This window comes from Streptomyces sp. NPDC031466, from assembly GCF_055581265.1.
The window spans coordinates 140947-153079 of the sequence record NZ_JBVIJT010000010.1 but is presented as its reverse complement, the minus strand read 5'-3'; the positions used below and the strand labels follow the sequence as shown (position 1 = coordinate 153079).

The following is a 12133-nucleotide window of genomic DNA, read 5'->3' as shown; positions in this document are numbered from 1 at the left end:
GGGCCCGGACGCGGATGCGTCCGGGCCCTTTCACGCGCGCGTGCCTACAGGCGGTGGGCGGCGCCCGCCGGGGTCGCGCCGCGCGTGTCGAGGAGCAGCTGCGCCTTCACGGCCAGCCCTTGCAGGTCGTACGTGCGGTGGTGCTGGAGCAGGATCGTGAGGTCGGCCTCGGCGGCCGCCTCGTAGAGCGAGTCCGCGCGCGGGACCGGGCGGCCGAGGATGCTCCAGTTGGGCACGTAGGGGTCGTGGTAACTGACGGAGGCGCCCAGCTCCATCAGGCGGGTCGCCACCTCCTGGGCGGGGGCGCCCTGCTGGTCGGCGAGGTCGGGCTTGTAGGTGACGCCGAGGAGCAGGACGCGGGCGCCGCGCGCGGACTTGCCGTGTTCGTTGAGCAGGGTCGCCGAGCGCTGGATGACGTACTGGGGCATGCGGTCGTTGACCTGCGCGGCCAGCTCCACCATGCGCAGGGGGCGGGCGCCGCGCGAGGGGTTCGGGATGTCCAGGGGGACGCCGTGGCCGCCGACGCCGGGCCCGGGGCGGAAGGCCTGGAAGCCGAAGGGCTTGGTCTCGGCGCAGCGGATGACGTCCCACAGGTCGATGCCGAGGTCGTGGCAGAGCACCGCCATCTCGTTGACCAGGGCCATGTTGACGTGCCGGTAGTTGGTCTCCAAGAGGTGCACGGTCTCGGCCTCGCGGGGGCCCCGGGCGCGGACGACCTTGTCGGTGAGCCGGCCGTAGAAGGTGGCCGCCGACTCGGTGCAGGCGGGGGTGAGGCCGCCGATGACCTTGGGGGTGCCGGCGTAGCCGTGCGAGCGGTTGCCCGGGTCCAGGCGGCCCGGGGAGTAGGCGAGGTGGAAGTCGCGGCCCGCGCGCAGCCCCGAGCCCGATTCGAGGATCGGGCGCAGGAAGTCCTCGGTGCTCCCCGGGTACGCGGGGGACTCCAGGATCACGGTGGTGTGCGGCCGCAGCCGGGCGGCCAGGGCGCGGGCGGCCTCCGCCACCTGGCTCAGGTCCAGCGAGCGGTCGGCGGCGGGCGGTGTGGGGGCGCAGATGACGGCGGTGCGCACGCGGCCCAGTTCGGCCGGGTCGGTGGTCGGCCGGAAGCCCCCCGAGAGCATCCGGCGGACGTCGGCCGCGGTGAGGGTCCCCTCGGCGCCGTCGCAGGGCAGGCGGCCGCCCGCCAGGTCGGTGGCGCGGGCGGGATCGTATCCGGTGGTGGCGATGCCGCGGGCGACGGCGGCCTGCGCGAGGGGCAGGCCGAGGTGGCCGAGACCGATGACTGCGAGATCTGCGGGCATGGCGGTGGGCCGTCCTCCCAATAGCCGGAGCGGGACGTGCGCGCAAGCCCTGTGGACAATGCGGACCAGCGCAATGTCAGACTAGGAGTAAATATGACCGTTTTGTGGCATTGCACTGCCGTGCCGGTTCGGAGTGTTGTCCACAGGCTGCGGACGAGATCGGCGAGCGCGAGGGAAATCTGGGCATGATGTGAGTCCGACCACACCCGATCACAGCGGGAGGCAGCGGTGAGGGCAGCGACACTGGGGCCGGCCGAGCGTGCCGAGTCACTTGCGGGAATGGCCGACCGGGAGCTGGACATCCTGGTCGTCGGCGCGGGGGTGGTCGGCGCCGGGACGGCCCTCGACGCGGTCACCCGGGGCCTGTCCACCGGCCTGGTCGAGGCGCGGGACTGGGCCTCGGGCACCTCTAGCCGGTCGAGCAAGCTGATCCACGGCGGACTGCGCTATCTGGAGATGCTCGACTTCGCGCTCGTGCGGGAGGCGCTCAAGGAGCGCGGCCTGCTCCTGGAGCGGCTCGCCCCGCACCTCGTGAAGCCGGTGCCGTTCCTGTACCCCTTGCAGCACAAGGGGTGGGAGCGGCTGTACGCCGGATCGGGCGTCGCGCTCTACGACGCCATGTCGATGTCGCGCGGGCACGGCCGGGGCCTGCCCATGCACCGCCACCTGACCCGCCGGCACGCCCTGCGCGTCGCCCCGTGCCTGAAGAAGGACGCGCTGGTCGGCGCGATGCAGTACTACGACGCGCAGATGGACGACGCCCGCTATGTGGCCACCTTGGTGCGCACCGCGGCGGCGTACGGCGCGAAGGTCGCCAACCGCGCGCGGGTCACCGGCTTCCTGCGCGAGGGCGAGCGCGTGGTCGGCGCCCGTGTGCAGGACGTCGAGGGCGGCGGGGAGTACGAGGTCCGCGCCAAACAGGTGGTGAACGCCACGGGCGTGTGGACGGACGACACCCAGGCGATGGTCGGCGAGCGCGGGCAGTTCCACGTCAGGGCGTCCAAGGGCATCCACCTGGTGGTGCCCAAGGACCGGATCAACTCCTCGACGGGGCTGATCCTGCGGACCGAGAAGAGCGTCCTGTTCGTCATCCCCTGGGGGCGGCACTGGATCGTGGGCACCACCGACACGGACTGGGACCTCGACAAGGCGCACCCGGCGGCCTCCAGCGCCGACATCGACTACCTGCTGGAGCACGTGAACTCGGTGCTCGCGGTGCCCCTTTCACGCGATGACGTCCAAGGGGTCTACGCGGGCCTGCGACCACTGCTCGCCGGCGAGTCGGACGCCACGAGCAAGCTCTCCAGGGAGCACACGGTCGCGCACCCGGCACCCGGCCTGGTCGTCATCGCGGGCGGCAAGTACACGACGTACCGCGTGATGGCCAAGGACGCCGTCGACGAGGCCGTCCACGCCCTCGACCAGCGCGTCGCCGACTGCGTCACCGAGGACATCCCGCTGGTCGGCGCCGAGGGCTACAAGGCGCTGTGGAACGCCCGCGCGAGGATCGCCGCCCGGACGGGTCTTCATGTCGTGCGCGTGGAACACCTGTTGAACCGGTACGGCTCGCTGGCCGAGGAAGTGCTCGAACTCATCACCGCCGATCCAACACTCGGCGAGCCGCTCCAGGCGGCCGACGACTACCTGCGGGCCGAGATCGTCTACGCCGCCTCCCACGAGGGCGCCCGCCACCTGGACGACGTGCTGACGCGGCGTACGCGCATCTCCATCGAGACGTTCGACCGGGGGACGCGCAGCGCCCGGCAGTGTGCCGAGCTGATGGCTCCGGTCCTCGGCTGGGACAAGGACCAGATCGAGCGGGAGGTGCAGCACTACGAGAAGCGGGTGGAGGCCGAGCGGGAGTCGCAGCGCCAGCCGGACGACCTGACGGCGGACGCGGCGCGGCTGGGGGCGCCGGACATCGTTCCGCTCGGCTGATCGGGGCCGGGCGCGCGGGCCCTGCCGGATGAGGCTGTTGTGCCGATTTGGGGGCCAGTGACGGAAGTTGACGCAAGGTGCGCGGGAGGGCCGCGGACCGCACGCGGGGCAGGAGGGGCGCGGCCGGGGCCTTGCCTCGGCCGCTGAGCAGGGGAAGAGTGGCGTCCGTGGCCGACGTCATGGGTCGCGGCGGTCCCTCGGGCGGCGCGAGAAAGGGGCGACCGGGAGGGCAACGGCCGCCAGGGAGCGGGGTGTCGGCACGACGGGCCCTCGCTGCGCGCGGTCCAGCATGCGGGACGGTGGACCCTGGGCGCCGGCCGGTCCCCGGGTAAGGGACAATGAAGGCTCTGTCAGGGCGGGTTGCGCGGGTAGCAGCGGTACAGCAGAGGGGACGCATGTCGGACGCGGAGCAGACGGGTGAGGCCCGTCGGGACAAGAGCGAACGTCTCCTCGCCGGCCGGTACCGGCTGGGAGAGGTGCTCGGCCGCGGCGGCATGGGCACCGTGTGGCGCGCCAAGGACGAGACGCTGGGCCGTACGGTCGCGGTGAAGGAGCTGCGGTTCCCCTCGAGCATCGACGAGGAGGAGAAGCGGCGGCTCATCACGCGGACGCTGCGCGAGGCCAAGGCGATCGCGCGCATCCGCAACACCAGCGCGGTGACGGTCTACGACGTCGTCGACGAGGACGACCGGCCCTGGATCGTGATGGAGCTGGTCGAGGGCAAGTCCCTCGCGGAGGCGATCCGTGAGGACGGGGTGCTCACCCCGAGGCGGGCGGCCGAGGTCGGCCTCGCCATCCTCGACGTGCTGCGCTCGGCGCACCGCGAGGGAATCCTGCACCGCGACGTGAAGCCGTCGAACGTGCTGATCGCCGAGGACGGCCGGGTCGTGCTCACGGACTTCGGCATCGCGCAGGTCGAGGGCGACCCGTCGATCACCTCGACGGGCATGCTCGTCGGCGCGCCCTCGTACATCTCGCCGGAGCGGGCCCGCGGGCACAAGCCGGGCCCCGCGGCGGACCTGTGGTCGCTGGGCGGACTGCTGTACGCGGCCGTCGAGGGCGTGCCTCCGTACGACAAGGGGTCGGCCATCGCGACCCTGACGGCGGTGATGACCGAGGACGTCGACAAGCCCGTGAACGCCGGGCCGTTGGAGAAGGTCATCTACGGCCTGCTCGCCAAGGACCCCCAGCAGCGGCTCGACGACGCCGGGGCGCGGGCGCTGCTGATGGACGTGATCCACGCGCCGGAGGTGGAGCCGGTCGAGGCGACGAAGGTCGTGCCCCTGCCGCCGGTGCCGCCGGCGCCGAAACAGGCCAAGGGTGTCGGGGCGGGCATGCCCGCCCGGCTGACGAAGAAGTCCGCCGCGGCCGCCGGGCTCGGCGCCGCCGGTGCCTCCACCGCGTCCGCCGCGGCCGCCGGGCGCAAGGGCGAGGACACCGCCGACCGGCTGAAGGGCGCGCTGCGGTCGGTCCGCGAGGCGGCCACGGGCGCCATGGGGTCCTCGGGGTCCTCGGGATCTGCCACTGCCTCCGGAAGCGGCGCGGCCGTGCCGCCGGCGCCGAGCGCGCCGCCCGGTGTCTCGCCGCGGGTGCCGCCCAAGGCGTCGCTCACCGATGTGGTGCCGCGCCGGACGCTGGTGATAGTGAGCGTGGTGGCCGTGCTCGCGGTGCTCGGCACGGTGCTGGCCTTCGCGCTCACGGGCGGGGACGACAGCGGCTCCGGCGGGGACAGCAAGGGCGGTGACAAGGCCGCGTCCAGTGGTGCGAGCACCGGTGGCGGCCAGGACAAGGACGGCAAGGACACCGGTAAGGACGCCGGCAAGGACACGGGCAAGGGGTCGGGCTCCGGGGACGACAAGGAGCAGGGCCAGGGGCAGGGCACGGACCCGGGCAAGGGTTCGGGCTCCGACTCGGACGAGGGCGAGGGGCACGACCCGAGCCAGGACGACGGCAAGAAGCCGCAGGACGGCGCCGCGTCGACGTACGAGCATGCCCAGGGCTTCAAGATCGGGCTGCCGAAGGGGTGGAAGTTCCAGACCACCGGCAGGGCGGGCGCGCGGTTCACCGGGCCCGACGGCCAGAAGCTGCTGATCGGCTGGACGACCACGCCCAAGGACAACCCGGTGGCGGACTGGAAGAGCCAGGAAGTCCACATGATCCGGTCGCAGTACGACCGGATAAGGATAGAAAAGGTGGACTTCCGTGGGTGGAACACCGCCGACTGGGAATTCACCTACGTGGAGGCCGGGACCACGTACCGGTCCGTCGACCGCGGCTTCGTCGTCAACGGCGGCCTCGGCTACGGAATGATGTACACGGCCAGGGCGGATGACTGGAAGAGCGATCAGCGGCGGGACACGTGGCGGACGTTCACGAGGACGTTCCAGCCGAAGTCGTGAGCCGGGATTTCGGGTCGTGAGATCTCGTATCCCCTCATTGTGGCTCGCCCACGGCACGTATCGTGAATGTCGGCGCACCGTGAGCGGCCGCAACGAGCCACAAGACGAACGGAATTGACCACCGGGCGGACGGGGGAGGCATCGTGGACGACTACGCGGGACGAGTGCTCGCCGACCGCTACCGCCTGCCACTGCCGCCCTCGGACGAGTACGAACTCGCCGAATCGCGCGCCTTCGACACCTACAGCGGGCAGGAAGTCCTGGTCCGGCAGGTCCCGTTGCCCGAGATCGTCGAGGCGGAGGTCCTGGAGGAGGACGACCTGCCCGAGGGGTTCGTGCCCCGGGCGGGCGCGGGCGGCGCCGGGGTGCCGCGGGCCGCGGCGCGGACCACGCGCAGTCCCACCGACCCGGCGGTGCGGCGCGCGATGGAGGCGGCGCAGACCGCCGCGCAGATACCGGACCATCCCCGGCTCGACCAGGTCTTCGACGTGTTCGCGGAGGGCGGCTCGCTGTGGATCGTCAGTGAGTTGGTGGCGGCGCGGCCGCTGGCGGCGCTCCTCGCGGACGGGCCGCTCAGCCCCTACCGCGCGGCCGAGGTCGCGGCGGACGTCCTCGCGGCGCTGCGCGTCCTGCACGCCCATGGCTGGGTGCACCGGAACATCACCGCGCGCACGGTGCTGATCTGCGACGACGGCCGCGTGATGCTGACGGGGCTCGCGGCCGGGGCGGCCGAGGAGGCGCTGTGCGGGTACGACCCCCGGCCCGTGGAGGCGGGGGAGGCGGCCGGTTCGGCGGGATCGGTCGGAAATGTGGCGGCCTACGGGGGGCCGTCCTGGGGCGAGGACGCGTACGACGCCGGGTACGGGGACGCGTACGAGGCCGGGCGCGACGCCGGGCGTGACGCGGGGGATGTGGCGGTCCGGCCCACTCCGGAGCCGTCCGGCCCGGACCCGGCTGCCGTGGTGCGGCGGGCCGTGTGGGCGACGGAGGCGGCCGAGACCGCGGGTTCGGCCCGCAACGCGGCGCGGGCCGCGCGAGGGGCGTCCATCGCGGCCTACCGCGCGGGGGCCGCGCGGGCGGCCGCCCGGGTGGACGAGGACACCTCCGGGGTGCCGGGGCCCCGGTCGGGCGAGGAAAGTGACGGCGGGGCGGGTACCGGCGTAGGGCTGGACCGTGGCTTTGGCGCGAGTGGGGCCGGGGGGTCAAGGCCCCGGCGGGGCGGGGAAAGTGACGGCGGGGTCGGTACCGGCGTAGGGCTGGACCGTGGCTTTGGCGCGAGTGGGGCCGGGGGGTCGGGGGCGGCCGGGCGGATCTCGGATCCCTACGGCGTCGGCGAGACGAAGCCCTGGCACGGGGCGGTGCCGCGGGGCGGGGGCGCGGGTCCGTACGGGCCTCGGCCCAGCGGTGACGGCCCGGCCGGCGACACGGGCCCCGACGCCGAGATGAGCCCCCCTGCCCAGAGCGGCTCGGCCACCCCTACGGGCCAGGCGGGCCCAGCAGCCGAATCCGCATCCGACCCGTACGGGGCGCACGGTGACTGGGGCGCGCCCGATGGGGAGCCGGGAGGGCGGCGGGGGCCCGCCACCGCGCTGGACGCCGAGCGGGCCCGGCACGCGCGCATGGTGGTCGTCGGGGCCGTCACCGAGCGGTGGGCGCCCGAACAGGCCGGGCCCGTGCACGAGAACTGGCAGCTCGCCGCACCGATCGGCCCCGCCACCGACCTGTGGGCCCTGGGCGCCCTGCTCTTCCGCGCGGTGCAGGGCCACGCGCCCTACCCCGAGGACAGCACCGCCGAACTCGTACAACTGGTGTGCGCCGAACCGCCGGCGTTCGCCGAGGAGTGCGGACCGCTGCGGCCCGTGGTGGAGTCCCTGCTGCGTCAGGACCCCACCGAGCGCCTGGACTTCGAGGAGGCCGGCGGCTGGCTGCGCTCCCTGGTGCGTTCCGCGCCGGAGCCGGAGGCCGGGGCGCACGTCGTGCCGGTGCCGCCGTACGACGCCGGACGGCTGCCCGTCGTACGCCGCAGGGGCGAGATCGTGCGCAGGCGCCGCGCGGCCGCGCCCGCCACCCCGGGCGGCCAGGGGCACGGCAGGCACAAGCGGGGACGGGGCAAGGACGTACGGTCCGCGAGGCCGGCGCGCGCCCCCCGCGAGCCACACGCCCCACATGAGCCGCGCGGACTCCGCGAGACCCCCACGGCACACGAGGCCCGCCCGCTCCGTGAGGAGGGACCGCTCCGCGAGACCCGGTCGAGTCGAGGGCCGCAGGGGCAGGGCCCGGCACGGCCCCGTTCGCTCGGGCGGCTGCTGCTCCTGGCGATCCTCGTCGGCCTCGTCGCGGCGATCGCGTACGCCATGCTGTTCCTGCCGAAGGGCGACGACAGGGCGCGGGGCGAGCGCGCGAGGAGCGCGGGCGAGGTGAGCCCGGGCCCCAGCCACGACGAGAACCCCGGCGACGCGGACGACGAGCCCGGCAAGGGCGACCCCGGACGGGACGGTTCGGGCGAGGACGGCACGGGCAAGGGCAAGTCCGGCAACAGCCCCAGTTCGCAGGAGGCGCAGACCGGGGGCCCCGAGCTGCCGCGCGGCTTCACCCTGCGCAAGGACACCGAGGGGTTCCGGGTGGCCGTGGCGAGCGGCTGGGACCGGCAGGGCAAGAACGGCCGGGGCCAGGTCCGTTACACCCACGGCGGCTTCGAGCTGCTGGTGGTCCCGGGCCGCGACACCACCGACGGCTACGGCAGCGACCCCATGAAGTACCAGCGCGAGCACGAGCGCGAGCTCCAGCCGTTCCGGGACTCCTCCTGGGCGACCTCCAGCGGCATGCGGCGCATCGACGTCGGCGGACGGGCCATGGCCGAGGGCCAGTTCACCTGGCAGGACGCGCAGGGTCGCGAGGTCTACGTGCGCAACCTCGTGCTGGTCGTGGGCGGGAAGTACCACGTGGTGCAGGTGCGGGGCCCCGAGGCGGAGAGGGACGAGGTCACGCGGCTGTACGAGCAGGCCGCGAGGACCTATCAGAGCACCGGCCGCGGCACCGGCTAGCATCACGGGCGGCACGCAGGCCGGCGGCACAAGAGTGCCGATCGGTGTCACAGGAGCGCCGATCGGTGTCACATAGGGGTCTCCTTGGACCCCTGTGGTTCCCTGCGCGCCCTCCCCTCCCTAACCTGGCTCATGTCAAGACCATTGCGGGGGAACGTGAAACAGAGCCAGGGCCTGCTCCTCGCGGGCCGCTACCGACTCGGGGAGTCCATCGGCCGCGGTGGCATGGGGCGGGTGTGGCGCGCCCAGGACGAGGTGCTGCACCGTGCCGTCGCCGTCAAGGAACTGACGGCCGTGCAGTTCGTGCAGGAGGCCGATCGCGGGGTCCTCTTCACGCGGACGCAGACGGAGGCGCGGGCCGCCGCCCGGATCAACCATCCCGCCGTCGTCACCGTCCATGACGTACTGGAGTACGACGACCGGCCCTGGATCGTGATGGAGCTGGTCGAGGGCCGCTCGCTCGCGGACGCCGTCAAGGAGCAGGGCCGCGTCGAGTCGGTCGAGGCCGCCCGCATCGGCCTGTGGACCCTCAAGGCCCTGCGCGCCGCGCACACCGCCGGCGTACTGCACCGCGACGTCAAGCCGGGCAACGTCCTGCTGGCGCGGGACCGGCGGATCCTGCTCACCGACTTCGGCATCGCGGCGATCGAGGGGGACGCCACGATCACCCGGACCGGGGAAGTGGTCGGGTCCGTCGACTATCTGGCGCCCGAGCGGGTCAGCGGCTCCAACCCCGGCCCGGCCTCCGACCTGTGGGCGCTCGGCGCGACGCTGTACACGGCGGTCGAGGGCAACTCCCCGTTCCGGCGCACCTCGCCGATCGGCACCATGCAGGCCGTGGTCACCGAGGAGCCCGCCCCGCCCGAGCACGCCGGGGCCCTCGCGCCCGTCATCAGCGCCCTCCTGCGCAAGGACCCGGCGGCCAGGCCCAGCGCCGAGGAGGCCGAGCACATGCTCGCCGAGGCGGCGGAGGGACGCAGACCGAGCGCCGCGCAGGCGTACGTGTCCACGCAGACGCACCCCAAGAGGCGGCAGCCCGCGCAGGGCTCCGATTCGCGCACCGTCGTGGAGGGCGTCGGCGGGGCCGTCGGCGGCAGTTCCCCCACGGTGGCCCACGGCGGGCAGGTGCCCGGCGGCGCCCCGTCGGCGTCGGACCGGTCCGCCCCCGGGCGGGGCCGGCGCCTGGCCGCCGTCGCCGCTCTCACCGTCGTGGCAGCGCTGCTCGGCGGCGGTGGCGTGTTCGGCTTCCTGCGGCTGACGGGCGAGGGCGGGGGCGGCGACGACCGGGCGCAGGCCGCCGGGATCGACGACGGCGTCGGCCGGACCGTGGGCGGCATCCCGCAGGACTGGCCGCGCGTGCACGACCCGAACGGCTTCAGCCTGCGGCTGCCCAAGGGCTGGAAGCGCAAGGTGGACGGCAACCAGACCGACTACACGCCCGACGGCGGACGCCGCTTCCTGCGCATCGCCGTCGACGGGAATCCGCAGTACGAGACCCCGTACCTGCATCAGCTCGCCCTGGAGAAGCCCCTGCGGACGAAGCTGCCCCGGTACCGGCGGCTGCACCTGAACTCCAACACGTTCCGCGACCGGCCGGGCGCCCTGTGGGAGTTCAGCTGGACGGCGGGCTCGAACGACACCACGGCGGGCCCGCGCCGCGCGATCTCACAGACGTATATCGGCCGTGACGGCACCGAGTACGTCCTCTACATGTCGGCGCCCGCCGCCGGCTGGGACGTCACCCGGGAGCGGTTCGACGCGATGCTGAGGGGATGGCGGGAGGGCTGAGCGCGCCCGGCGGCGACGGCCGGAACCAGCCCGCCGCGCGGTGAGAGCCATTCCGTTCGCACACGTGTGGGGCATGATGGCCGCATGGGGAGCCCGGGAGACCACCCAGGGGGCGGCAACGCCCGTGTGATCGCGGGGCGTTACCGTTTGGAGGCGCGGCTCGGCCGGGGCGGCATGGGTGTCGTGTGGCGCGCCACCGATCTGCTCCTGGGGCGCGGGGTCGCCGTCAAGGAGCTGGAGCGGGACGAGACGCTCTCCGACACCGAGGCCTCGCAGGCGCGCGAGCGGACCCTGCGCGAGGCGCGGGCCGTGGCGCAGCTGCGGCATCCGCACATCGTCGTCGTCCACGACGTCGTCGTGGAGAACGAGCAGCCGTACATCGTCATGGAGCTGATCGAGGGCGGCTCGCTCGCGGGGCACCTGGCGCGGCACGGCCCGATCGACGCGGACACCGTCGCCCGCATGGGCATCGACCTGCTCGGCGCGCTGAGCACCGCCCACGAGGCGGGCATCCTGCACCGCGACCTGAAGCCCGCCAACGTGCTCCTGGAGGCCGCCACCGGCCGCGCCGTCCTCACCGACTTCGGGATCGCGCAGGTCACCGGGGCGACGACGCTCACCGAAGTGGGGTCGTTCGTCGGCTCGCCCGAGTACACCGCGCCCGAACGCATCGCGGGGGAACACACCGGCCCCGAGTCCGACCTGTGGTCGCTCGGCGCGCTGCTCGTCACCGCGCTGGCCGGCGAGTCACCCTTCCGCAGGGATTCCATCGGCGGTGTCCTGCACGCCGTCGTCTACGAGGAGATCCGCCCGCCGGAGAGCGCGGCGCCGCTCCTGCCGGCCGTCCTCGGCCTCCTGGAGCGCGACCCGCGGCTGCGCCTCGACGGGGTGGCGGCGCAGCGGCTGCTCCAGGCGTACGTCGACACGGGGCGCATGCCCCTCTGGCGGCCGGAGCACGGCAGGACGAGCCATGGCGCCGTCGAGCCGCGCGAGCGCCACGGCAGGGTGATGCTGATCGCGGCGGCGCTGGCGGCGGCCGTGGCCGGGGCCGGGGTCTCGGCCGCCGCGCTGCTGTGGGGCCGGGACGCGGACGGCGGGACGCCGGGCAACTCCGCGTCCCCCACCACCACCGTCGGCGGCCCCACGCCCACCGTGACGGTCACTCGGGGCACGCGGACACCGGCGCCGTCCGCGCCCCGGCCGTCCACGCCCCAACCGCCCGAGGGATACCGCCTGGCGAAGGACCCCGAGGGCTTCACGATCGCCGTGCCGAAGGGCTTCGCCCGCCAGGTCGACGGGCCGCGGATCTCCTACGTCTCCCCGGGCGCCACCTACCGCATCGGCATCGAGGAGGACGTCCCGCGGCCGGGCGGCCCGCTCGCCGCGCAGCGCCGCGCCGCCGCCGAGGGGCCGCGGCGCAACCCCGGCTACCGCAACGGCGGGGTCACCGAGACCACCCGCAACGGCCGCCCGGCCGCCCTGTGGGAGTTCACCTGGGACGGCACCGACAGGCTGCGGGGCGAGCGGCACACGTACGACCTCTGCTGGGATGAGGGCGGCAGGAGGTACGACGTACAGGTGTCGGGGCCGGCCGAGGAGGCGGCGCAGACGCGGAAGTACTTCGACACGGCCGTCGACACGTTCGTACGCGGGTGAGGTCCCGCGC

6 protein-coding genes are annotated in these 12133 nt (G+C 74.1%); 5 read left to right on the top strand and 1 reads right to left on the bottom strand.

Going from position 1 to position 12133, the window contains the following annotated elements; translation table 11 throughout:
- Positions 1-44: 44 nt before the first annotated feature.
- A complete protein-coding gene (locus ACZ5GP_RS25195) occupies positions 45-1298 on the bottom strand; it encodes a nucleotide sugar dehydrogenase (protein ID WP_468752992.1) in 1254 nt (417 codons plus the stop codon).
- A gap of 228 nt (positions 1299-1526) precedes the next feature.
- On the opposite strand from ACZ5GP_RS25195, the gene ACZ5GP_RS25190 reads away from it, so the two are divergent.
- The 5 genes from ACZ5GP_RS25190 to ACZ5GP_RS25170 all read left to right on the top strand — a co-directional run bounded on the left by ACZ5GP_RS25190 (position 1527) and on the right by ACZ5GP_RS25170 (position 12123).
- Positions 1527-3236 (top strand): glycerol-3-phosphate dehydrogenase/oxidase, encoded by a 1710-nt coding sequence (locus ACZ5GP_RS25190; RefSeq protein ID WP_468752991.1) that lies wholly within the window; start codon positions 1527-1529, stop codon positions 3234-3236.
- Positions 3237-3631: 395 nt separating this feature from the next.
- On the top strand, positions 3632-5635 hold the full coding sequence (locus ACZ5GP_RS25185; RefSeq protein ID WP_468752990.1) for a serine/threonine-protein kinase: 2004 nt from the start codon (positions 3632-3634) through the stop codon (positions 5633-5635).
- Positions 5636-5778: 143 nt separating this feature from the next.
- The gene (locus ACZ5GP_RS25180) at positions 5779-8679 is read left to right on the top strand and encodes a protein kinase (RefSeq protein ID WP_468752989.1); all 2901 of its coding nucleotides are present in this window, start codon (positions 5779-5781) and stop codon (positions 8677-8679) included.
- Between the two features lie 225 nt (positions 8680-8904).
- Complete coding sequence (locus ACZ5GP_RS25175; protein ID WP_468753166.1) at positions 8905-10467, top strand: serine/threonine-protein kinase; 1563 nt, start codon at positions 8905-8907, stop codon at positions 10465-10467.
- A gap of 84 nt (positions 10468-10551) precedes the next feature.
- On the top strand, positions 10552-12123 hold the full coding sequence (locus ACZ5GP_RS25170; RefSeq protein WP_468752988.1) for a serine/threonine-protein kinase: 1572 nt from the start codon (positions 10552-10554) through the stop codon (positions 12121-12123).
- The last annotated feature ends 10 nt before the right edge of the window (positions 12124-12133 follow it).